The 22,087-nt window shown below is 57.9% G+C and carries 18 protein-coding genes; 6 read left to right on the forward strand and 12 right to left on the reverse strand.

The features are described 5' to 3' along the window. The first annotated feature begins 208 nt into the window (after positions 1-208). Positions 209-2,269, forward strand: a complete 2,061-nt coding sequence (locus tag Q1A34_RS03090; RefSeq protein ID WP_300030601.1) for a bifunctional diguanylate cyclase/phosphodiesterase — start codon at positions 209-211, stop codon at positions 2,267-2,269. Positions 2,270-2,843: 574 nt separating this feature from the next. After that, entirely contained in the window at positions 2,844-3,899 is a 1,056-nt protein-coding gene (locus tag Q1A34_RS03095) for an aromatic ring-hydroxylating dioxygenase subunit alpha (RefSeq protein ID WP_300030604.1), read from the forward strand. Here Q1A34_RS03095 and Q1A34_RS03100 read toward each other — a convergent pair. The 11 genes from Q1A34_RS03100 to Q1A34_RS03150 all read right to left on the reverse strand — a co-directional run bounded on the left by Q1A34_RS03100 (position 3,862) and on the right by Q1A34_RS03150 (position 15,474). Continuing rightward, the gene (locus Q1A34_RS03100; RefSeq protein ID WP_300030607.1) at positions 3,862-5,169 is read right to left on the reverse strand and encodes an amidohydrolase family protein; all 1,308 of its coding nucleotides are present in this window, start codon (positions 5,167-5,169) and stop codon (positions 3,862-3,864) included. The genes Q1A34_RS03095 and Q1A34_RS03100 overlap by 38 nt on opposite strands. Continuing rightward, entirely contained in the window at positions 5,169-6,242 is a 1,074-nt protein-coding gene (locus Q1A34_RS03105; protein WP_300030610.1) for a BMP family ABC transporter substrate-binding protein, read from the reverse strand. The genes Q1A34_RS03100 and Q1A34_RS03105 overlap by 1 nt, the downstream gene beginning before the upstream one ends. A gap of 36 nt (positions 6,243-6,278) precedes the next feature. Further along, positions 6,279-7,193 (reverse strand): ABC transporter permease, encoded by a 915-nt coding sequence (locus Q1A34_RS03110; protein ID WP_300030613.1) that lies wholly within the window; start codon positions 7,191-7,193, stop codon positions 6,279-6,281. Next, on the reverse strand, positions 7,193-8,266 hold the full coding sequence (locus tag Q1A34_RS03115) for an ABC transporter permease (RefSeq protein WP_300030616.1): 1,074 nt from the start codon (positions 8,264-8,266) through the stop codon (positions 7,193-7,195). The genes Q1A34_RS03110 and Q1A34_RS03115 overlap by 1 nt, the downstream gene beginning before the upstream one ends. Next, positions 8,259-9,773: an ABC transporter ATP-binding protein gene (locus Q1A34_RS03120; protein ID WP_300030619.1), complete on the reverse strand. Its 1,515-nt coding sequence runs from the start codon at positions 9,771-9,773 to the stop codon at positions 8,259-8,261. The genes Q1A34_RS03115 and Q1A34_RS03120 overlap by 8 nt, the downstream gene beginning before the upstream one ends. Continuing rightward, positions 9,766-10,422, reverse strand: a complete 657-nt coding sequence (locus tag Q1A34_RS03125; protein ID WP_300030622.1) for a glutathione S-transferase family protein — start codon at positions 10,420-10,422, stop codon at positions 9,766-9,768. Before Q1A34_RS03125 ends, Q1A34_RS03120 begins: the two co-directional genes overlap by 8 nt. Next, on the reverse strand, positions 10,419-11,264 hold the full coding sequence (locus tag Q1A34_RS03130; RefSeq protein WP_300030625.1) for an aromatic ring-hydroxylating dioxygenase subunit alpha: 846 nt from the start codon (positions 11,262-11,264) through the stop codon (positions 10,419-10,421). Before Q1A34_RS03130 ends, Q1A34_RS03125 begins: the two co-directional genes overlap by 4 nt. Further along, positions 11,261-11,899, reverse strand: a complete 639-nt coding sequence (locus tag Q1A34_RS03135) for a Rieske (2Fe-2S) protein (RefSeq protein ID WP_300030628.1) — start codon at positions 11,897-11,899, stop codon at positions 11,261-11,263. Before Q1A34_RS03135 ends, Q1A34_RS03130 begins: the two co-directional genes overlap by 4 nt. A 117-nt stretch (positions 11,900-12,016) precedes the next feature. Further along, on the reverse strand, positions 12,017-12,289 hold the full coding sequence (locus tag Q1A34_RS03140; RefSeq protein WP_300030631.1) for an acylphosphatase: 273 nt from the start codon (positions 12,287-12,289) through the stop codon (positions 12,017-12,019). Then, positions 12,286-12,774: a nucleoside deaminase gene (locus Q1A34_RS03145; protein WP_300030634.1), complete on the reverse strand. Its 489-nt coding sequence runs from the start codon at positions 12,772-12,774 to the stop codon at positions 12,286-12,288. Before Q1A34_RS03145 ends, Q1A34_RS03140 begins: the two co-directional genes overlap by 4 nt. A gap of 165 nt (positions 12,775-12,939) precedes the next feature. After that, positions 12,940-15,474, reverse strand: coding sequence for an HWE histidine kinase domain-containing protein (locus Q1A34_RS03150; RefSeq protein ID WP_300030637.1), 2,535 nt, complete (start codon positions 15,472-15,474; stop codon positions 12,940-12,942). 166 nt (positions 15,475-15,640) lie between these two features. On the opposite strand from Q1A34_RS03150, the gene Q1A34_RS03155 reads away from it, so the two are divergent. From Q1A34_RS03155 to Q1A34_RS03165, 3 genes are all read left to right on the forward strand, one after another. After that, on the forward strand, positions 15,641-16,081 hold the full coding sequence (locus Q1A34_RS03155) for a response regulator (RefSeq protein ID WP_300030640.1): 441 nt from the start codon (positions 15,641-15,643) through the stop codon (positions 16,079-16,081). A gap of 228 nt (positions 16,082-16,309) precedes the next feature. Continuing rightward, on the forward strand, positions 16,310-16,891 hold the full coding sequence (locus Q1A34_RS03160) for a hypothetical protein (RefSeq protein WP_300030643.1): 582 nt from the start codon (positions 16,310-16,312) through the stop codon (positions 16,889-16,891). Positions 16,892-17,343: 452 nt separating this feature from the next. After that, the gene (locus Q1A34_RS03165; RefSeq protein ID WP_300030646.1) at positions 17,344-19,371 is read left to right on the forward strand and encodes an EAL domain-containing protein; all 2,028 of its coding nucleotides are present in this window, start codon (positions 17,344-17,346) and stop codon (positions 19,369-19,371) included. A 23-nt stretch (positions 19,372-19,394) separates the two neighbouring features. Here Q1A34_RS03165 and Q1A34_RS03170 read toward each other — a convergent pair whose 3' ends face one another. Then, on the reverse strand, positions 19,395-20,657 hold the full coding sequence (locus Q1A34_RS03170; RefSeq protein ID WP_300030649.1) for a c-type cytochrome: 1,263 nt from the start codon (positions 20,655-20,657) through the stop codon (positions 19,395-19,397). 247 nt (positions 20,658-20,904) lie between these two features. On the opposite strand from Q1A34_RS03170, the gene Q1A34_RS03175 reads away from it, so the two are divergent. Continuing rightward, positions 20,905-22,086, forward strand: coding sequence for a M24 family metallopeptidase (locus Q1A34_RS03175; protein ID WP_300030652.1), 1,182 nt, complete (start codon positions 20,905-20,907; stop codon positions 22,084-22,086). The last annotated feature ends 1 nt before the right edge of the window (position 22,087 follow it).

Consider the following 22,087-nt stretch of genomic DNA (forward strand, 5'->3'; position numbering starts at 1 on the left):
AACCGACTGCCGAACAGACTATTTATTAAGCCAGGTCCAATGCCTTTGCACCTTGTGAAAAACAGGGTTTCTGCCCAGAGCCTGGCCGGTCTGCATCTGCATTCCCCTCGCAAATACTGGAATTTGCATAAACTTCTATCCGTTTGAGCCAGGCAGCATAACAGCTTGTATACCAATGCGATCTAGGCACTGGGCAAGAGCAGTAACGATGAAAGTTATTACGTTGGTTTGGCTGAACGAAATAAGGTTGCGCGTTGTTGTCTGCATGCTCTGCGCTATTGCGGTCGGCGCCGTTTATTTCCTAGCCTACAACTACAAAGTAACCAACAGTGAAATGTCGCAGCGGCAACAGCTGATTGACATGACCAATGCCTTTACCAGCGCATTCGCCGTACACCGTGGTGAGGAAAACCTGGTTCCCGCAACTTTCCGCAGAATTGGGATCCAGGAATTCACCGACAATGTCATAAGCAACGCCGATGTCAGGGCCACCGCTTCAACAATGCGAATGCCGGGAACGCCGGGGCTGGAGCTCACGACTGTCGAACAAGATCCGCGTATTCTGTCCATTATCGCCAATATGGCACAGACCAGAAGTTCAGCGTCGCACAACGAACACCTCTGGATCGACGGTCAGTTTATTGGCCGGACAATTGTTCCCTCCATCGCCAGTTCCGAAAGCTGCGTTGCCTGCCACAATGAGGCGCTTGGCGGGAATGTCTACGAGGTGGGAGACGTGATGGGCGCATTTGTCGTCGAAACGGATCTGACAAGCGCTGTGACCCAGAGTGCCGCATATGCCATTGGCACCGCGCCCATTGTCGGCATTCTCGTTTTTGGACTGATCACGCTTCAGGCAAGACGTTCGGCACGTACGGTCACAGCACTGCAACGACAGGTCAGCGCAGAACAAAAGCAACGCAGAGCAGAGGAGCGCGCCAAATTTCTGGCGTCTCACGACTCACTGACCGGGTCCGCAAACCGCAGTATGTTCTACGACCATCTGGACAGGAACATCTCACAGATGGAAACAGGCGAAGTTGCCGACGTCATTATCGCACTTATTGATCTGGACGACTTCAAACTGATTAACGATTCGATGGGGCATGATGCCGGCGATGCTGTGCTGGTCACGATCGCCACGCGTCTTCGTAAAGTGGCCGATCCTCTGGGTGGTCTTGTCGCACGTTTTGGCGGTGATGAATTCGCTGTGGTGGTCGCGCCGAAGCAGACTGATTTCGACGTGGAAAAGCTGGGACAGCAACTTGTAGACAGCATTCATCAGGAATTTCAGTTCGGCACGTCTGTTTTACGGCCCGGTTGTTCTGTCGGCATTGCGAGCCTCTCACAAGTAGATGGCTCTGACATACCGGCGCTGATGAAGTCGGCAGACACAGCACTTTATGCCGCGAAAAACGCCGGCAAATCCCGGTATCAGACGTTTGATGAAACACTGCGTACCAAGATGGGGCGCAAGCTGGAGTTACTTACCGCACTGCCTGTCGCACTGGGCGAAAGCGGGATACGACCTGTTCTGCAACCGAAAGTCGACCTTAAATCCGGCGAAATCGTTGGTTTCGAAGCGCTGGCACGCTGGAACCACCTGGGCAAGGAAATTCCACGGACAGAATTCATTCCACTCGCCGAAGAATGCCACATGATTGAGCAACTGGATTTCCAGATCATGCGCCAGTCCGCTGCTGCGATTGCAGAAGCGTCCCGATCCGGACAGAAATCCGTTATGTTGTCTGCAAATGTCAGTGCCCTTGACGTACACACGTCAGATTTCGTGGAGCAGGTCCAGGATGTGCTGCTGGTTACAGGACTTTCGCCATCGCAGCTCACGCTGGAAATCACGGAAAACGTGTTCATGCAGAACTGGAAAAAAGCGCGCAAGTCGCTGACTGCGCTGCGAGCAGCCGGTGTCAGCGTCGCACTCGATGACTTTGGAACCGGATACTCTTCTTTGTCATACGTGCTGGAGTTCCCCTTTGACGAGATCAAAATTGACCGTTCGCTGGCAAAGGATGTCACCAGGATCGAGCAAAACAAAGATATGCTGCTGCACCTGACCCGGATGTTCCACGATCTGGACAAAACCGTCACCATCGAAGGCGTCGAAACTGAAGAACAGATGTTACTCCTTATGGAAATCGGCGTGCAGGTGGCCCAGGGCTATTTCTTCTCCAAACCTCTCGAACTGGAAGAGGCAAGGGAGCTTTTGCGCAGTACGGACACCGGAGCCGCGCTGAAATCCAGGGTGGGCTGATCCCCAGAGATATGCGGCTTCGGCCCACTGAATTGGCCTCTCCAAACGCGCGCTCAAAAGCGACGAAAGACAAATCTGTCCGCCAGCTTTCTCCGCGTGACCGACAGAAGCAGCGGACCGATACCAACCTGTTGCAGATGAACTTACGCATCCGGCTACGGCCGGGAGGCGTGCAGGGTTCCATGCACAAAGAGTTCGGATTATAAGAACCGGGACTGGATCAGAGGCTACCGGCAATGTTTTCAGGCGTGATCAGCCATGGATCCACGATCAAGGTGAAAACTTCGGAAGTCGCGCGCGCACGACTACGATGGCAATCCAAGAACAAAGCGGCTGCGGGCACTCTGCGATGTCAACAGACGGAAATGCGATCCGGCTCCTGTTTTTGCGTCGAGGCAAAGACGTCGTGGTTGAAACCGAACCGCGCCCGCGCAAACCGTCCCTGGCCCGTGGTTGCGAATTGCCCGCCGGTCGGCCCCGCCTGCAAGGGTCACCAGTCTGCGGCAATTGTGGAGCCTGCAGATCCCGCCCGCTGCCCTTGTCTTTTGCGGTCCACTGCGGTTTTCTCACGATCATGTTTCTTCCTCTGAACGCCAGCGCATCAGCAACCGATCTGCCGCACGAATGTACCTTCGCCGAGGCAGACTGGAGAATACTGTCCCGCTTCTGGCATCCGATTGCCTTCTGCCATGAAATCAAAGAGCGCCCCGTAGCCGCGCGCCTGCTGGATGTTGACCTGGTGATATGGCGTACGGCCAATGGCCTTTCCGTGGCAAGGGATCTCTGCCCGCACCGGGGCACGCGGCTCAGTGCAGGGCGCGTCGACGCGGACCAGTTGATATGTCCGATGCACGGGCTGCATTTTGACCCTGCAGGCCTCTGCACCCGTATTCCGTCCAACCCGGACCAGAATGCGCGCATATCGCCGCGACTGCGGCTTCAGTCTCTGCTTACTCAGGAAAGGTTCGGGATTCTGTGGACCTGCCTGTCGGACGAACCGGCATGGCCCCTGCCCGACTGGCCCGGTCTGCGCGATCCGGCACTGAGAAAGGTTTTTGTCCCGGCCAATACCTGGGCTGCAGCGGCCAGCCGCCATGTAGAAAATTTCAACGATGTTGCCCACTTTCCCTGGGTGCACAAAGAAACGTTTGGCGGCAGTGAGGAAGACCGTTTTCCGTCCTACAAGGTGACCGATACGGATTATGGCCTCACATTTGATCTGGGGTATGACGAGGGGGGCAACCGGTTCCCGGATGATGTTCCGGGCGACAGCCGGCACGTCGTCTATACGTATGAGCTGACCTATCCGTTTTCCACGATCATCATCATCAAACCAAACGACAGCTGGTACGTTCAGTATTTCGCCGATACGGTATGTCCGGTATCCGCCTATGAAACAAAGATTTTTCAGGTAGCAACAGATACAACCGGTGCGCCGGATGAGGCGTTTCTGATCCGCGAAAGCCTGACGATCAACGACGAGGACAAAGCGCTGGTCGAGGCACAGCGTCCGCAGGACCTGCCGCTGAACGTACGCGACGAAGTGCACATTCCGGCAGATGCGATGTCAATCGCGTACCGGCGCGGCCTGGTCAGACACTTTGGACTGGGGGGCGATCTTTTCCGCTGACGGCCCGACCAGCAACCCAGGTAGTGACAATTTCATCCGGTGTTGCGCGCATGATGATCTTTTGCAGGAGATCCTCCGGCGGGCCAAAGTCATCCTGCAGATCGACCAGGATGGCGTCCATCTGACGACCGGGTTCAAATGCACCCGCAGGCAGATCAAGCACCTCCGCTCCTCCCTTTGTCGCCAGATAAAAGGCATCACGGAAATCAATACGCGAACCGGCAGCGCCACGCTCGGCGGCGCCTTTTTCCGGGTCGGTGCCGTCCTCCAGCATGCGCGACGCGGTGACGGCAGCGCGGGCATTGTCGAGCAGGAACGCACTGTGGCCTCCCGAGATATCCGTGCCGAGCCCGATGTGCAGCGCTTTGGCCAGTGCACGTCGCAGGGGGAAAACCGCATTGCCAAAGTAGGCATTGGAAAGCGGGCAATGCGCAATTCCCGCGCCGCGCCCGGCGATAAGTTCCATGTCTGCGCCCGTGATATGGCCTGCATGCGCCAGCACAGTCCGACGGTTCAGCAGGCCAAAACTGTCCAGCGCGGCGGTGTCCGTTTTGCCCGTGCGCGACAGGACATGCGCATGCTCCCAGTCGCTTTCTGAACAGTGAGTCTGCACAGCGGCACCGGTCTCGGCCGCCAGCGCGCCCAGCCCTTCAAGTGCCGCATCGCTGCACGCAGGGATAAAACGCGGGGTAATGATCGGCTCAACCAGGGCGTTTTGCGGCAACGCGCGCACGGCCTCAATGAACCGGGCAGTCCCGGACACAGAGGCGGCGGCATCAGCATCGCGGTAATACTCCGGGCAGCTGTCCGCCAGATCCATGGCAACGCGTCCGACAAAAGCACGCTGACCCAGCCGCAGACATGTCCGGGCGAGATCAAGGCAGGACGCGTCATGGATCGTGGCGAAGTAGACGGCCGTCGTTGTGCCATTGGCCAGCAGCCGCCGTACCAGACGATCGTGCACGCCCCGCGCATAAGCAATATTGGCAAAACGCGCCTCAAGCGGAAAGGTGTATTTGAAAAGCCAGTCCTCAAGCGGCAGGTCCAGCCCGGTGCCCAGCTGCGGAAACTGCGGTGCGTGAATATGCAGGTCAATCAGCCCCGGCAGCAATACACCGCGCGCGCGCAGATCCATCGTTGCCGGTGCACTGTCACCCGGTGCGACAGAGGTAATCTGACCGGTGTCATCAAAGGAAACGAGCGCATCCTCGATGCGCTCGATCCGCCCTCGTTCCGGGCTGTGTATCAGATGGGCGCGAAACGCCTGCATCAGTTGGGCAGGCGTGTCTCGACACCGGCGACCAGCCAGTCAATGCCCAGCAGGTCCGGATCTGCAATCGTTTCACCCTCGGCGAGCCGTTCGGTCCCGTCCTGGTCCACAACCGGTCCCGTAAGCGGGTGAAAGCTGCCGGCCTTCATGGCGTCAGCGGCCTCGGTGATCCGTGCCATTGCGCCCTCAGAGATCTTGTCAGACCAGCTTTTCACATCGACAGTACCGTCGGCCATACCGCCCCAGAAGGCCGTTCCCTCAAAAGTGCCGTCCATCGACGCCTGAACGCTTTCGATAAAGAAGCTCGACCAGTCCGCAATCTGAGAGGCCAACAACCAGTTGGGCGCATAGGCTTTCATGTCCGAGGACGTATTGATCACCCAGACGCCCTCTTCCTCGGCAACCGTGACGACCGATGGCGTATCCTGATAGAGCGAATAAATGACGTCGGCCTGCTGGGCCATCAGCGCGCGGGCACTGTCCTGAGCCTTGGGCGGATCAAACCAGGAGTTCAGCCAGACGACCTTGATCGTCACATCCGGGTTCACTTCCTGCAGGCCCAGTGCAAAGCCGTTGATCATGCCGATCACTTCAGGAATGGCATAGGCAGCGACAATGCCGACAACGTTGCTCTCTGTCACATCACCTGCGGCCATCCCGACAAGATAGCTGCTCTCATAGTTGCGGCTCTGGAAGTTGCTAAAATTCGGCGCAAGCTTATAGCCGGACGCGTGAATGAATGTCATCTCTGGCCGTTGCTGCGCCAGTTTGATGCCGTCGTTCATATACCCGAACGAGCCCAGCATGATCATATCAGCACCCTGCGCGGCCATCTGGTTCATGATCCGGGCCGCGTCGGGCCCTTCCGGCACGTTCTCGACGAAAAGGGTTTCAACCTTGTCACCGAAATGCTCTTCGATGGCGGCACGCCCGGCATTCAGTTCGGCAGACCAGCCCACGTCGGCAATCGGTGACGGGTATACAAACCCGATTTTCATTTTGTCTTCGGCCACCGCCGGCAGAGCCATCAGCCCCGCCACCGCAGTTGCCATCAGTCCTGTTGTCAGTTTCATTTCAGATCTCCCCTTTTTTGGTTTCTGGTTGCAGCCTTACAATCGGAATGTCGCCCCCAGGCTTGCCGGACTGTTAAGGCGGATAAAGAGCGTGTTGCGCGAAATCAGCGCGAGCATGAAGATGGTCACAAGATAGGGCAATGCCGACATCAGCTGGCTGGGTACATTTACACCCAGAGCTTGTATCGACAGTTCCAAAAGCGAGATTGAGCCAAAAAGATAGGCACCAAAGGCCACACGCGGGACCATCCAGGTGCCAAATACGGTCAGCGCCACAACGATCCAGCCCCGGCCCGCAATCATACCCTCTGCCCATAATGGCGTGTAAGCCGTCGACATATATGCCCCGCCAATGCCTGCCATGGCACCGCCAAAGGCAACACAGCCCGCCCGGATCCACAGAACTCTGAGCCCGAGCGCATGCGCGTTCACCGGGCTTTCGCCGACCGCGCGTATCGTGAGGCCCAGTCTGGTCCGGTTCAGCACGTACCATGTCACCGGGATCAGCAGCATCGACAGATAAACCATCACATCCAGCTGAAAAAACATCGGCCCGATCACCGGTATCTGCGCCAGCGGTCCCAGTGGCAGATCAGGCACCCCGGGCAGCGTCATGCTTTCATATTTTTTGCCGATCGCTGAAGACAGGCCCAGACCCAGAATACCAATCGCCAGACCCGAAGCCGTCTGGTTGGCGCGGAACACGAGCGTGAGCAGCGCAAAGATCAGTGACAAAACACACCCCAGCAGCGCCGCTGCGATGAAACCCACCGTATAGGACCCGGACACTGTCGCTGCCACAAAACCCATCGCGGCACCGGTTGCCATCATCCCCTCGATCCCGAGGTTCAGCATACCGGACTTTTCCGCCACCAGCTCACCCATCGCTGCAAAAATCAGCGCGGTGGCGGCGGCAAGTGTTCCGCTTACCATAAAGATCAGAACATCCATCAGCCGGGTGCCTCCCGCACAAGACGCAGGCGCATGGTCAGAAGCAGCGAACAGGCGAGGTACGATATCAGCAGGATGCCCTGCAGAATACCCGTAACAGCATCCGGCACACCCACAGACAAAAGCGCGAAGTCACCGCCCACGTAAACCAATGCCATAATAGCCGACGCAAAGAGGATGCCAATGGGGTTGAGCCCCCCAAGCACAGCCACGATGATCCCGGCATAGCCATACCCCGGAGAGATATTCCGCTGGAGCTGACCCAGGGGTCCTGCCACTTCTCCGACACCTGCAAGTCCAGCGGCCCCACCCGATACCAGCAGCGCGACCCAGATCGCGCGCTTCGAAGAGAACCCAGCGTAAAAGGATGCCCCGGGAGCCAGACCGCCCACGGACAGTTTGTAGCTGGCAAAACTGTAGCGCACGAAAACAACGGCAACCAGGGTGACGGCAAGGCCAATATACAGGGATGCGTTGGCGCGCGTCCCCTCCAGAATGATCGGGAACACGGCGTTGGGGGCAAAGCTGATCGACTGCGGAAAATTAAAACCCATCGGATCCTTGAGTGGCCCGGTGACAAGAAAGTAGAGCAGTTGCAGCGCAACGCTGGTCAGCATGAACGTCACGAGGATTTCGTTGGCGTTGAACTGTGTGCGCAGCCAGGCCGCAATTGCAGCCCATGCCATACCTGCCAGCATCCCTGCCACAACCATGGCCGGCAACAACAACTGCGAGTCCGTGCCATCAAACCGGATGGCCAGCACCGATGCGGCAATGGCCCCCAGGATCAGCTGACCCTCTGCCCCGATATTCCAGACCTGCGCCCGAAACCCGATGGCAAGCCCCTGTGCGATGAGCAGCAAGGGGGCCATTTTAAGAAGAACCTCGCCAATGCCGTATCTGGTCAGCAGCGGTTCGACAAAAACCGCATGCAGCCCATCCAGCGGCGAAACGCCGTAAATAACAAACAAAACCGCGCCGCCCAGCAAGGTCATAACCAGCGCCAGAACCGCCACTTGCAGGGGGGCGAGCAGCGTCGCTGTCTCGCGCGGTACCAGCACCAGTCTAGCCATGCACTGTCTCCAGCCCGTCAAAATCACCGGCCATGGCCAGACCAATGTGCTCGATGTCCGTCTGGCCCACAGCCACAGGTGCCGACAGCCGACCGCGGAACATCACCTGCACGCGGTCGCAGATCTCCATCAGTTCCTCCAGCTCTTCTGAAACGATCAGCAGCGCCACACCCTGATCACGCATATCGAGCAGTTTTTGCCGGATGGCCGCCGCAGCACCCACATCAACTCCCCACGTCGGTTGCTCTGCGATCAGCACTCTGGGTGCCAGCGCCATTTCCCGGCTGACAATAAATTTTTGCAGGTTACCCCCGGACAATGACTGTGCAGCGGCATCCGGCCCGCTGCATCTGACATCCATATCCGTGATCATTTTCCCGGCCCGCTCCCGGCGTTTGCGCAGTTGCAGAAACCCAAAGGACAACAAACCCGAATGAAAGGTGGTCAGGCCTGCGTTTTCCGCGAGGGTATGACCGGGCACCGCACCGCGGCCCAGCCGTTCCTCGGGGATGAAATGCACGCCGAGGCGCCGCCGGGCCCCTGGCCCCAGCGCGCCGACCGGCTTTTGGTCCAGCAGCACCGTATCCGGCGCCGTGCGGATTTCGCCGGCCAGAACCCGCATCAGCGCGCCCTGCCCGTTGCCGGACACCCCGGCGATCCCCAGGATTTCGCCACCACGCAGTTCCAGATCCAGTCCCGAAAGCGGCGCGGCATAGGGATCATCCGGCACGTGATCCAGGTTTTGCACCCGCAGAACTCCGGCTGTGGTTCCGGCATGGCTGCGCGCCGTCGGGGCAGGAATATCCTGTCCGATCATCAGTTGCGTCAGACTTTTGGAGGTTTCTTCTTTTGGATTGACCACGCCGACAACACGCCCCCCCCGCATGATCGTCGCAGTGTCGCAAAGGGCCCGGATTTCATCGAGTTTGTGCGAGATGAAAACAACAGCGATCCCCTCAGACGCGAGATTTCTCAATGTTTCAAAAAGTTTAACGATGCCCTGCGGCGGCAGGACCGACGTCGGCTCATCCAGGATGATCACCTTTGGCTCCTGAAGGATGCAGCGCAGAATTTCGATGCGCTGGCGCTCACCGACTGTCAGGGTATGCACCCGTGCATCCGGCTCCACATCAAGACCAAAGCGGGCAGATGCAGCGCGGATCCGCTGTCCCAGTTCGTTTTTGCTCCCAGGTACCGCCAATGAGATGTTTTCCGTCACTGTCAGCGTCTCAAACAGCGAAAAGTGCTGAAAAACCATCCCGATCCCAAGCCGCCGGGCCTCGGCCGGTGAGGCAATACTCACCAGCTGCCCGCGCCAGACAAGCGTGCCTGCATCAGGTTTGACCACACCGTAAATGATCTTCATCAGGGTCGATTTTCCCGCCCCATTCTCACCCAGAACCGCGTGAATGAGCCCCGGCTCGACCTGAAAATCAACCGCATCGTTCGCGACCGTAAGGCCGTAGGCTTTGGTCACGCCGCGGATATCCAGGATCGGCTCAGTCACCTGATGTCTCTTTTAGATCGTGCAGATAGTGAATACCCGGCATCGCCACAAACCCCGGCAATGCCCGTACAGCATAAAGCCAGTTCCGAATGGCCGGATATCCGTCATGCTCCAGACCCGCATCAGGGCTGAGAGCGGTGTAGGGAAAACAGGCGATATCCGCGATTGTGGGACCGTCCCCGGCGATCCACAGACCGCCCTCCAGCACTCTGTCGTTCAGATGAAGCTCAAGCGTGCGCAGATCGCTGATGGCTGCGGCCTTGACGGCCTTTTCGTCGGCCGGCCAGTTCAGCATGTCGTGCAGCCGCGCAAGACCTGCGCTTTGTGACAGTCTGCCCGCAAAGCCCAGCCATTCCGTGATTGTGGCAAGCCGCTCCGGATCATCCACAGGATACCAAGTTCCAGTGACATCATATGTCAGCGCGAGCCAGGTCAGCATTGCCTGGGTTTCTGTCAGAACCATGTCGCCGGATGTCAGAACCGGCAACGTACCGGCCGGGTTCAATGCCAGTATACCGGGGCTGCGGTGTTCAAACCCCGGGTAAAAATCAACCGCAATAGTCTCATACGCCACATCCAGAAGCGCGGCCATCAGCCGGATCTTGTAGCAGTTTCCGGAAAGGACATAATTATACAGCTTGAAAGTCATGCAGCAGTCGTCAGCGCTCCGTATGTGGCACCCTTGCGCTTGAGCCAGCGCCGGTAGACCACCGAAGTCAGATCACAGCGGGTTGGTATTTCCAGCCGCGGGTCGAGCGGCAACAGAGTCGGTTTCTGGTTTTCCAGAATCGACCGGTCCTGGAGGAATATCTCCTGCTGAAACTGGACAAGATCCGCATAGGGCGTGACCTCGTCGTAGAGGGCCATCCAGGGCCAGGCGATGCATTCATTCTCGGCCAGAGGCTGAACGAATATCGCAATAACGTCCCAGGCCTCTGGTTTCGGCGGGCAGGTTTTGTAGAGCACCGCCGTTGTAGGTGCGGGCACGCGGTATTCGTATCGGGTTTCGATGGCTTCGGTCGCGCTTTTGGCTGCCTGGGGCTGGTGAAACCCGATCTGGGTCGCCCAGACCTCATCCACATCTTCGCGTATCTCGACTTTGTAGGGTGCTACCTCTGTGTGCGGCTCCTCTCCCAGAATGCCCGTATGCACAAATGGAAAATGCGCGATATCGAGGAAATTCTCAACCGCCCGCAGGGGCGAACAACGCACTCTGACCCCGCCACAGGGCACGAATGTCCGGTCCCGCTCCGCTGCCTCGGCAATGTCCGGCAAGGGTCGCGGATCCGCCCCCGGCGACGTCCAGATATGGTCGTATCGCAGCTGGGCGGGGAGCGCTGTGCCATCGGCGGTTGTGACCAGCGGCGCGTCCGGTGATCCGGAGACCCGCAGGGGCTGTCCTAAAAGCCTCGTCTCAACAACCTGCCCCGCTGCAAGCTGGTTGACGTCTGCAACCACATACCAGTCGTTCCGCGCGTATTCTGTACTCATGCAGCCTGCCTTTCAGCCACCGAACGCGCAGCCTCGCACCAGCGCGACAGGGCCTTTTTCGCAGCAATCCCGACCCCCGCGGATGTCAGCACGTGGATCAGCGTTTCGGACTCTGTCACCGGATTTGCGAGAACGGCAACGGGGTGCCCGCCTGCAACCAGGCGACCGGTACTTTCGACTTGCGGCAGATTGCCTGCGAAAGGTGTATCTTCAAATGCAGCCCGCGCGATTGCTTCGGCACAGAAAAATGTAAGACTGCGCAACGGCTCCGAAACCGGTCCTGTATCAACACCCTGCGCATCATTACCTGTGCTCACCCAAATGACACCCGATTTTTCAATGACGCTGTAGGTTTGCGCCCGGATGGTTTCCGGTGGTTCTAGCCCGGGGTGTGCAGGGATATAGGCGCAGCCGCCGTCTTTACGATATTGCCAGCCGTGGTAGAGACAGGCGAGCCGGTCGCCACGGACAAAGCCATGGCTCAGACGCATCCCGCGGTGCGGGCACCGGTTGTCCCAGGCGTGCAAACCATTCTCGCCGTCCCGCCAAACAGCAAGATCATGACCATACGCCACCGCACGCATCACGCGTTTTGGCGCAAGATCACGCGACAACCCGACTGCTACTGAATTCATTCTTACACCCACCCCGACACCCATTTGATACGGCAACTCAGGACAGTCACAAAGCCTGAATTTCAAAACCGTTGCTCTGCAAGATACCTGGTGCCGAAAAAACAGGCAGACCGTGGTTCAGGACAGATGCCGGAACCGCCCCGGTGCATGGTCGAAATCGTGAGCCTGCCGTGTGATGTGCTCTACCAGAATATCGGCCGGTCCCAGACTACAGGCTGCCTCCATCGCCGCCACAAGCGGCTCGGGCCCCGCGAGGGCTATTTCGATTTCACCCGCACCACGTCGCCGGACCCATCCATCAAGGTTCAGCAAAAGCCCCCTGTGCACGATCCACGGGATCGCACTTTCTGCTTCCAGATCGCCGGTGAGGGTCAGTGCCGTACCAATCATGTCCGCTCCCAGAAATCTGCGTGCTGTGCAACGATCTCATCTTCGAGCGCATCAAATGGCCCGCGTACGGTAACCTCACGCTGGCCCGATGCAAAAATCACCCGGCATTCCAGGTCCTGCGTCTGGTTTTCCGGATCATCGCCGGTCAGTTCCCCCAGTCGTTGTTCCGTCATCCCAAAAACAACCGCGCCTATTTCTGCCCAATAGATGGTGCCGGAACACATGGAACAGGGCTCGACAGACGTATAGAGCGTCGCCCCCCGGAGAGTTTCAATATCAAAGCGCCGTGCTGCATCGCGCGCAAGATTGGCCTCTGCGTGTCCGGGGCCGCGGTCTGTGGAAAAAGTGTTCTTACCTTCGGCCAGAACGTTCCCCCGGGCGGAAACCAGAACAGCCCCGAACGGATGGTTGCCTTCCGTCACGGCTTCATCAGCCAGTTCAATAGCGCGTCTGAGATGGCAAAGATCGGCGGCGGTATCCGGCATGCTGTACTAAATCCCCCAGGTTTTGACTGCAGGCTGTAAGCTCACCGGGGCATATGCAAGAGTTTTCTGAATGCGGCACGGCTGACGGCCCGTGCTGCCCAGCCGGACGAAAGTGATGCGTTCCAAGGGAACGCGGCGCAACCAGCAAAAAGGCGTGGCGAGACGCTATTCGAGCAACATCCGGGCCACAGTGGATTTCAGGAGATCCACCGGCACTGGTTTGACCAGCTTCACCGCAGAACGGAACGCGATCGGAGTGCTCTCATCCTCCCCGTAGCCGGTGACAAAAAAGAAGGGGATGTCCGCTTCCTGCAAAAACTGTGCTACCGGAAAACTGGTTTCACCATCCGAGAGGTTAAAATCCAGGATCGCGAATGTTGGCCGCACCGAACTCAGGTAGTCGAATGCGCCCTCCAGATCATTAACCCGCTCACATTCCCTGACACCAAACGACAGCAGATCATCCTGCGTGGCGCGTGCAATCATATAGTTGTCTTCTACAATCAGACAGGTTGCACCGCTGGCCGCATCAAGAAATGCTTGCGCATCATATGCCGTCTGGACCGCATCCGGCTCATCGCTCAGTACATGCTTTGCAGACTGGTCAAAAAGTTTGGCAGGCAGGAAAAACCGCGCATAAATCCCGGTTTCCCTGAAAATCAGTTCTGCATCGCCATCGAGCTCGTATGGAACTGCCTGTTTGATCAGAGAGGATCCAAAGCCCAGCTCGTCCGGCTCACGAACAGGAGGCCCCCCCTGCTCCGTCCATTCCATGATCAGCCCGCCGTCATCCTGCCTGAAATCCGCCGCAACCGTACCGGCCTCGTTGGACAGTGCGCCATATTTGACCGCGTTCGTGACCAGTTCATGGACCACCAGCGAAAAAATGGGAGCCACTTCTGCACGAAAGGATTTCTGAGCGCCTGAAATCGTGTATCGGTTTTTTGCCCCCTCGTCGAAAGGCTTGAATTCACGCGCGACCAGCTCTTCGATGCCGACGACCGCGTTCAGGCTGGTCGAGGCAAGCTCATGCGATGCAGCCAGCGCATAGATACGCGCCTCAAGCGCCCGCGCATAAGAGTTCAGTGAGCCATAGCTGCTTTGCTGTGCCTGTTTTGAAACAGAGCGTACCAGAGCCAGGATATTCCGCACCCTGTGGTTCAATTCCTGAATCATCATGTTTTGCTGGCGATTGAGCGAGGTTATCAGTTCGCGCCGCTCGATTGTGTTGACCACGGCCCAAAGCCTGCTTGCAAAATACAGATCCTGATCCCGCCAGGCTTCTGCATGTCCGCGCACCTGTTCCAGATAGGTCGCAAAAGAGCCACGGGGCGATAACCTCAAACGGTCATCGACAGTTTCCACAGTTTTTTCCGGATTGCCCGCCCAGGAAATCTGCTGCTCGATCTCATTTCGGAAAACCAGCAGCCACTGGTTTTCTTCAGGGCCGAAAACGATGGCACCGGCACATCCGTTGCGGGCATGGTCGTGTGACGGAAAGCTCTCGCTCAGCGCGTTGAAACTGCGCACAGTCTGCGGATCGCCGGTACTGCTCTTCAGCGCGGCAATAAGTTCGGGATCAGGCACCTGCCCCAGCTGCCGCACAACATCATCGCGCACGATGATGACCCCGTCAGCATCGAGCGTTTTCAGTACCGAGGCCAAAAATGCAGTCACGCCGCTTTCGACATCCGAATCCAGCAAAGCGTCGTCTTTCAGCGAATCAACCCGCGAGACCAGCGCCAGCCGTGCCTGTTGTTGAAAAACCTGCAGTTTGGCCGAGAAAACCTGCGCAATACTTATCAGAACCTCGCGCAGCGCCGGGACGGGCGCGCGCGGCTTCTCGTGATGAAAGGAGATGATACCCCAGAGTTTTCCGTCAACCTTCACGGTCAGGGTCATCGTCGCCTGTGACCCCATATTGCGCAGGTATTCAAGATGCAAAGGCGACGCGCCGCGTGTCGCCGCCAGGGTCAGGTCGAGCGGCTCAAGATCTGCCGATAATGCCCTGAGCGGTATATGACCCTGCCCCGCGTCCTCGATTACCCGCAGGGGAAGTTTTTCCATCAGCGCCCGCGCCTGTGCCGGAATATCCCAATGCGGAAAATGCAGGCCTTCAAAGCTCTGCATGTTGCTTCTGCGGTTTTCGGCAAGCACCTCGCCGTTAAACTCGTGGTCAAACCGGTAGATCATGACACGGTTGTAGCCGGTAATGTGCCGCAGCAGATCGACTGTGAGGCTGAAGAGCAGCGTTTCGTCCGTCGCACTCTCGATGTTGTCCATAAACATGCGAAGCGTCTGCAGCCCTTCCGGACCGGAAAAAACTGTCTGCTGGCACTTTTCAAATTCCAGGACAACTGTCCCGGCAACCTTGAACGCGCGGACAGTCGCCATGTGGTTGCCAATGGAAAAATCCCCCAACAGAGCCGGGCGCGACACGATTGATGCGCGCGACAAAGCGTTCTGCAGCGCATGCCAGATATCTTTTCCAACAAAGCTGTCGAGCTTTGTACCCAGTAACTCCGCGGCCCGAATGCCTAACACATCAGCACTGTTTTCACTCGCGTGTGTGATCACCGAAGTATCCGAATCGGCGGCCACAATCGCCCCGAAAGCCTGGACGCTGCCAGGTATGTGGATAGGCTCGGCTGCACATGTTTCCAGTGCTTCAGCGAGTTCAGCGTCTGTTAAACCCTTCATAGTTCTGCGACTTCCGTTGCTTCAGTGATTTGCAGCCGAAGTGTAAACTAAAAACGACACCTTTAGTACTGGTGGTGTAATGTTTTAATGACGTTCGGTGCGTTGATTATTTCTGACAAGTTGACACTTATAGTTGTAGAGTATTCGCGCAAACCGGGAAGAACATATGAACACAACGAACGCTGAACTCACTTCAGGCGGAGAAACAAAACGCGTCCTGATCATGGATGACGATCTGGAACTGTCTTTCGATCTTGCGCGGCAGTTGCGCGAATATGGTTTCGACGTTGACACGGTGACCAACGCATCAGACGCAATTGCGCATTTCAAAAACCGCAATTACACCGCTGTTGTCACGGATATGATTATCAAATCAGAGAACCGCTCCCTGCCGGACGGGGGGCTGTCGCTGATTCACCGGCTGCGCAGAATGCAGCAGGACGACCCGCAAAAAGCCGCATGTGTGATCATCGGGATGAGCGGTGTGACCAAATACCCGGGAATGCAAAACATTCTGACCACAGCCGAAAGCCTCGGTGCGGATGCGACCATGAAAAAACCGGTGTCCTCTGCCCTTCTTGTGAGTACGATCGAAGAACTGCTCTGAAGGCCGGGCTATGATACGCAGACCGATTGAATTTCGTCCTGCCCCGGGAAACGTGGACACAGGGTCCGGGGTTAACACCCGTGTGGCCGGGCACGGTCAAAGGCCTATCCCCCATATGCGTATCTGTATGTGGACCGAGTCATCACTGATCTGCCCGCGCATTGCGCGGCGGGACAGCCCATGCCGGGCCGACGGCTTTCAAGAGTTGTTTTTCCAGGGCTGCAGCTCGTGAAGAACCATCCGCAAACTCAGACGACCATCAGGTCACGCATTGCGCTGGCAACGCGCGACATACATGATGCTTTGCACAAAGATCCTGTTCTGGGAAAACTGCTTGAACCCTCTGTGACGCTGGACCAGTACCAACATGCACTTGGTCATTTCCTGATGTTTTACAGCGTGGTAGAGCACCAGAGGCGCCTGATGGGCATCTGGTCTGAATACTCTTTGTCAGATGATTGCGCGGCGTTGCGGTGCGACCTGCGCGCGCCCCGTTTGTCGCAGGAATCAAAGCTCCGGCTTGAAACTCCTTCTGCGCTTCTGGGGGGGCTGTATGTCGCCTGCGGTGCCGCCTTTGGCCGCAGTCAGTTCAGAGCAAACGTCGAAAAAGCGCTTCCCGGGGCGCGCCACAGTTTTGTGCAACGCCGGCCCGACAAATCGCTCTGGGCGTCTCTGGTCAGCGATATGGAAAAGACAGGCGCAGCCCCGGCCGAATATGATCAGCTGTTTGACGGGGCGAACCGGTCATTTGAGTTTATGGCTGGTCTTAAACTCGAAGAACTGGTGATTGCGGGTCAGCACGCCCCCTGAACCCGAGCACGATGCCGGGCCATCCAGTGACAAACCGCAATCAGATATACAGGACGCGAAAGAATTCTACCTGCATTACACTATACCTTTTTTACTATATTTCAGTAATTTGCATTCCGTTATTAATGTATTACTCAAATGTAAAGATGGCTTGCAACTGAATTTCCGCTCGCCCTTCAACGAAGCAAACCCGTTCTGTTCAGCCCGGTTTTCAGAACCGGGAATGGCCTCAGTGAACGCCTTTCACCTGTCGCGCCCGCGAAGAAAAATTCACCGGGCTGACAACCGATGGCTGGCAAGTTCTTTCACACCGGATCGTACAGGGCGCATGCACAGGGAAATTACGTCACCCCTCCGTTACCCTACTTTTCCCTAAGCTCATTGTCTGATTGATTTTTTCCGAATGGCCTCATGGCCCATGGCAACGGTTTGTTCTTTAATTGCCTGTATTCATGGCGAAGACAGATTCTTTGAGAGCACCAGAATTGGATCAGCCTGCTGTAAACGACGCGTTCAGCCGACTTGTTGACGTAAGCGTTGTCATGACGCTCTGCGCGGTTCTCATTGTGGTTTCCGCGACCGTTCTGCTGCTCGACGGGGTGGAGCGCCGCCGCCGCCGGCAGGACCCCGCCACACGTGTTCTGCTGTGGGCGCATGTGTTTTACCTGCTGGCTGCGGTCGGGCTGGAGCTTGGCTCAGTGGCTCCCTTTGCGGTCAGTGCGTCGCTTGTTGTTGTCGGTACGCAATGTGGTCTTGTGGCCGGATACATAGGCATCTGTTCTGCCGTCGGAGAGGATGCGCCAAGATGGTTCTGGCTGCGTGTCGCTGTAATTGTTGCCCTCGGGCAGGCCACACTTGCCGCAGTAACACAGGACCTTGCGATTACCTTTGTCCAGTCGTCCGTCATCAACGGGACCCTGGCTCTGGTTTTTGCTCTCGACATCCGCAAACGCGCCACGGCCAGACACGTGCGCACGACATGGCTTCTTGTTTTGCCATTTGCGATCATTTCCGCTGTCTATTTTCTGCGTCTGGCGCTGGTAGGTCTGGGAGCGCCAGGGCATGTGGTTGTCATCGCTTCCATCGGGATCGGGCTGGTATTTCCAATGGCGACGGTATTCTGGGTGTTCGGCGCAATGTCGCTGAGGAATTTCCATCTGACACGCACGCTGGACCAGTCGGCCACTCAGGATGCACTGACAGGTCTGGGAAACCGGGTGGCACTGGAACGGTTCAAGTCCCGCCTGCCCGCCACCGAACGCCGCGGATCCGGCAGGTATGCCGCATGTATCTGTATCGACCTTGATCACTTCAAAGAGGTCAATGACGCCTACGGTCACTCGGCCGGAGATGCGGTGCTTGTCGCCATTGCAGAACGTCTCACCCGCGAGGCGCGCGCCTCGGACAAGATCTTCAGGATCGGCGGTGATGAATTCGTCCTGTGGCGTGAGTGTGATGAGAGTGACAGGCTTGATATCTTCCTCGATGACCTGCTGGGAAAGCTGTGCAAACCCATTCTCTATGGCAGGATCAACGTCACCATCGGTGCCAGCATCGGATTCGACGTATCCTCGAAAAACAACTCTCCTTGGGATCTGATCAGACGTGCGGATATTGCGCTCTACCGGTCAAAGGACACCGGCCGGAACCGTGTCACCCGTTACACAGAGGACCTGGGCGAAGCCTACGACGCCCGTCTCAGCGCACTTGAGGCGTTTCGCGCTGCTCTGGAGGAAGACCAGCTTGAGGCCTTCTTTCAACCCCAGATCAACGCACAGACAGGTGCTCTGACGGGCTGCGAGGCTCTCGCCCGTTGGCGGGGACCGGATGGGACTGTCAGAAATGCGGCGGAATTCATGCCTCTGGCCGAGGAACTGGGCCTGATGCAGGAGGTTGACCGGAAAATCCTTGAACTTGCAGGCGAGGCCGTTTCAGCCTGGGCAGAAAACGGCACACCTGTCCCGCGCATTTCGGTAAACGTCTCTGTCGCCCGGTTGCTGGAACCGTCCCTGATCGAAGAGCTCAGCCAATGGCAGGCAGACTGCCCGGCGCGTCTGTCTCTGGAAGTTCTCGAAACGGTTTTCATCGATCACGACGACAATCTGGCCTGGCAGGCGGATGGGCTGCGCGACATCGGCGTCGATCTCGAGATTGACGACTTTGGCACGGGACATGCCTCAATCAGTGCCGTGCTCGCTCTGCAGCCCGCACGGATCAAGATTGACAGTATTTTTGTTTCCGAAATTGAAGAGAATAGCACCCGTCTTGGGGTTCTGCGCTCGCTTGTGGATCTTGCCCATCAGCTGGGGGCTCAGCCTGTCATTGAAGGCGTTGAAAAAGATGCTCAGATCGAAACAATCCGCAACCTGGGGCCGCTGGAAATACAGGGCTTTGCCGTAGCGCACCCAATGGATTTCGACACGATGACCTGCTGGCTGACGGACAACCAGGCCCGCCTTTCACGCAGTGGGTCGCATTAAGAGGGAAAGCCTGCGGCGCGGGACTAGGGGCCTGTCGCCTCTCGCAGAAAACTGATCAGATCTGCACGGTCCTGCGCGCCTGTGATGCGCTGCATCGGCATTTTCGAGCCGGGGATATAGTGATCCGGCCCCTTATCAAACAAAAGATCTATCGTCTCTTCCGACCAGACAATGTCTGCCGTGTTCAGGGTCTCTGAATAGATGTACCCTTCAATGCTGCCAGCGGGCCGGCCAAACAACCCATGGAGCGTCGGGCCTGCGCGGCGTTTACTGTCCGGCCCCAGAGTATGGCAGATTGAGCATTTGCGCTGAAACTGTCTTTCCCCGTTCGACATCAACTCCGGGTTTTTGAGAAACGAGCGCTCTGTTCCGGTCATCTGTACCGCACGGTCCAGCGCATCAACCGGCCAGCTGTGCACCACATCCGATATCCCGCCCGCATGGATGTTCCGCCCATCCGGCGAAAAGGACAGTGCCCAGACCGGCCCGGCGGCAGCTGCACGGAAATCGTCCGCAATGCGCCAGGCGTCGGTGTCGACCATCATGATATATCCCTGAGCGTCGCCCACTGCGATCCGGTTGCTGTCCAGGTGATGAGCCATGGCAAGCACAGGCCGGCGGTCTGCAGTCAGATCGGCAATTTCGGCCCCGTCGGGCAGCGACACAACGCGCGTACCGCCATCAACAGCACCATACGCCAGCCAGCTTTCATCCGGTGCCACGATCACTGTGTTGATGCCAAAACCATGGCTGACGATCCGTCGGAGAAACGCGCCCGTTTCAGCATCCCACAGCCGCACCGTTCCATCACTGGAAACCGTGTAGACCCGCGCACCATCAGGAGAAAACGAAACATCGCTGACCGTGTTGGCATGGCCCTCAAGTGTCACCGGTGTACTGCCGTCCAGAGGCCAGATCACCGCAGTCCGGTCCCAGCTGGCAGAGGCCACCCGCGTGCCATCCGGCGCAGCGGCCAGCCGCATGATCTTGGCGTTGTGTCTGCCAAACACCGCACCCTGCCCGCTCTCCAGATCCCACAGGCGCAGCGTATAGTCATCACCGGCAGAAACCGCCATGCGCTGACCCACCGGCACCACTGCGTTGACGGCTGCTTCGTGCCCGTCAAACCAGCGGGGTGCACCATCCGTCCAGAACCCGACCGAATTGTCGAAACTCGCGGTCAGGATGTCGCCATCGCTGCGCACACTGATCCCTTTGACCGGACCGCCATGTCCCTGCAGCGTAAATGCCTCCTGTGCCTGGATATCGCGGGGCGCGCAAAACACCAGCAGACAAAGGGCCGGGAGCGCTGCTCGCCAAAATGCCCGAAGGCTGCAAAAAGAACTTTTCTTCATGTCCTGCCTCTGCTCAGGAATACGTCTTTCCGGACAAACTTTCCAAAGCCTAGCAAACCCCCACCCCTCACGTCCATGACGGTGTTTGGCAGCGTCCGGAAAGCGCCGATGGACCGGTCAGAAACTATCCGCTAACGTCCTCGCAACGCCGCCTGACGGGTGCCCGGGGAGATACAAGATGCCAGCGACCGACCTGCCCTTTGAACCTGCCGAATATGAAGACAGGATTGCCCGGACCCGGTCGGCGATGGACGCATCCGGTGCCGATGTAATAGTCGTCTGTGACCCGGCGAACATGGCCTGGCTGACAGGGTATGACGGCTGGTCGTTCTACGTGCATCAGGCCGTTGTCCTGGGGCCTGAGGGCCCGCCACTCTGGTGGGGGCGCGGGATCGATGCACTGGGTGCGCAGCGTACGGTGATGATGCCCGGCGACTGCATTCACGGATATGACGACACCTATGTCCAAAACCCCGAAAAGCACCCGATGGAGGATCTGGCAGCACTGTTGGCGCACATGGGCTGGGAGCAGATGCGGATCGGGCTCGAAATGGACAACTACTATTTCACAGCGGCGGCCTGGCAGACATTGCAAAGAACTCTGCCATCCGCCGCCTGGGTTGACGTAAACGGCCTCGTCAACTGGCAGCGCTGCGTGAAAAGCCCGGCTGAAATTACCTGTATGCGACGGGCCGCGCGGATCGTTGAAAAGATGCACGCAACCATCATGGAACATGCAGAGCCCGGGTTGCCAAAAAATGCGCTGGTGGCCGAGATCAGCCACGCGGGCATCACCGGCGCCGGGGGCCACTGGGGCGACTACCCCTCTATCGTGCCGCTGGCACCTTCCGGCGCAGAAGCAACAGCCCCGCATCTGACCTGGAATGCCAAACCCATGAAGAAAGGCGAGGCCACTTTTTTTGAGATCGCGGGTGTCTACCGCCGGTATCACGCCCCGCAGTCGCGCACGCTTTTTCTGGGAACGCCTCCCGATAAATACCGCCGGGCAGAAGCCGCCGTTCTGGAGGCGGTTGAGGCAGGGCTGGCAAAGGCGCGGCCGGGCAACCTGACCGAGGACATTGCCAATGCGTTCAACGCAACGCTGAACCGCCTTGGTTTTGAAAAAGACAACCGCTGTGGCTATTCGATCGGCATTTCCTATCCGCCGGACTGGGGAGAGAGGACGTTTTCACTGCGCCGCGATGACAAAACGGTCCTGCAACCGGGTATGACCTTTCATTTCATGCCCGCCCTGTGGCTTGATGACGGCGGTATCGAGATCACGGAGCCGGTGCTGATCACAGACACCGGTGCCGAGTGTCTCTGCACAACGCCCCGTCAGCTGATGGTCAAAGAATGAG

Source organism: uncultured Roseobacter sp. (assembly GCF_947491795.1).
In the GTDB taxonomy this organism is placed as follows: Bacteria; Pseudomonadota; Alphaproteobacteria; order Rhodobacterales; family Rhodobacteraceae; genus Roseobacter.

Excerpts from the sequence above, each read along its gene's own strand:
- Q1A34_RS03090 (WP_300030601.1), top strand. The coding sequence starts at position 209 with ATGAAAGTTATTACGTTGGTTTGGCTGAACGAAATAAGGTTGCGCGTT.
- Q1A34_RS03095 (WP_300030604.1), top strand. The coding sequence starts at position 2,844 with ATGTTTCTTCCTCTGAACGCCAGCGCATCAGCAACCGATCTGCCGCAC.
- Q1A34_RS03100 (WP_300030607.1), bottom strand. The coding sequence starts at position 5,169 with ATGCAGGCGTTTCGCGCCCATCTGATACACAGCCCGGAACGAGGGCGG.
- Q1A34_RS03105 (WP_300030610.1), bottom strand. The coding sequence starts at position 6,242 with ATGAAACTGACAACAGGACTGATGGCAACTGCGGTGGCGGGGCTGATG.
- Q1A34_RS03110 (WP_300030613.1), bottom strand. The coding sequence starts at position 7,193 with ATGGATGTTCTGATCTTTATGGTAAGCGGAACACTTGCCGCCGCCACC.
- Q1A34_RS03115 (WP_300030616.1), bottom strand. The coding sequence starts at position 8,266 with ATGGCTAGACTGGTGCTGGTACCGCGCGAGACAGCGACGCTGCTCGCC.
- Q1A34_RS03125 (WP_300030622.1), bottom strand. The coding sequence starts at position 10,422 with ATGACTTTCAAGCTGTATAATTATGTCCTTTCCGGAAACTGCTACAAG.
- Q1A34_RS03130 (WP_300030625.1), bottom strand. The coding sequence starts at position 11,264 with ATGAGTACAGAATACGCGCGGAACGACTGGTATGTGGTTGCAGACGTC.
- Q1A34_RS03135 (WP_300030628.1), bottom strand. The coding sequence starts at position 11,899 with ATGAATTCAGTAGCAGTCGGGTTGTCGCGTGATCTTGCGCCAAAACGC.
- Q1A34_RS03140 (WP_300030631.1), bottom strand. The coding sequence starts at position 12,289 with ATGATTGGTACGGCACTGACCCTCACCGGCGATCTGGAAGCAGAAAGT.
- Q1A34_RS03145 (WP_300030634.1), bottom strand. The coding sequence starts at position 12,774 with ATGCCGGATACCGCCGCCGATCTTTGCCATCTCAGACGCGCTATTGAA.
- Q1A34_RS03150 (WP_300030637.1), bottom strand. The coding sequence starts at position 15,474 with ATGAAGGGTTTAACAGACGCTGAACTCGCTGAAGCACTGGAAACATGT.
- Q1A34_RS03155 (WP_300030640.1), top strand. The coding sequence starts at position 15,641 with ATGAACACAACGAACGCTGAACTCACTTCAGGCGGAGAAACAAAACGC.
- Q1A34_RS03165 (WP_300030646.1), top strand. The coding sequence starts at position 17,344 with ATGGCGAAGACAGATTCTTTGAGAGCACCAGAATTGGATCAGCCTGCT.
- Q1A34_RS03175 (WP_300030652.1), top strand. The coding sequence starts at position 20,905 with ATGCCAGCGACCGACCTGCCCTTTGAACCTGCCGAATATGAAGACAGG.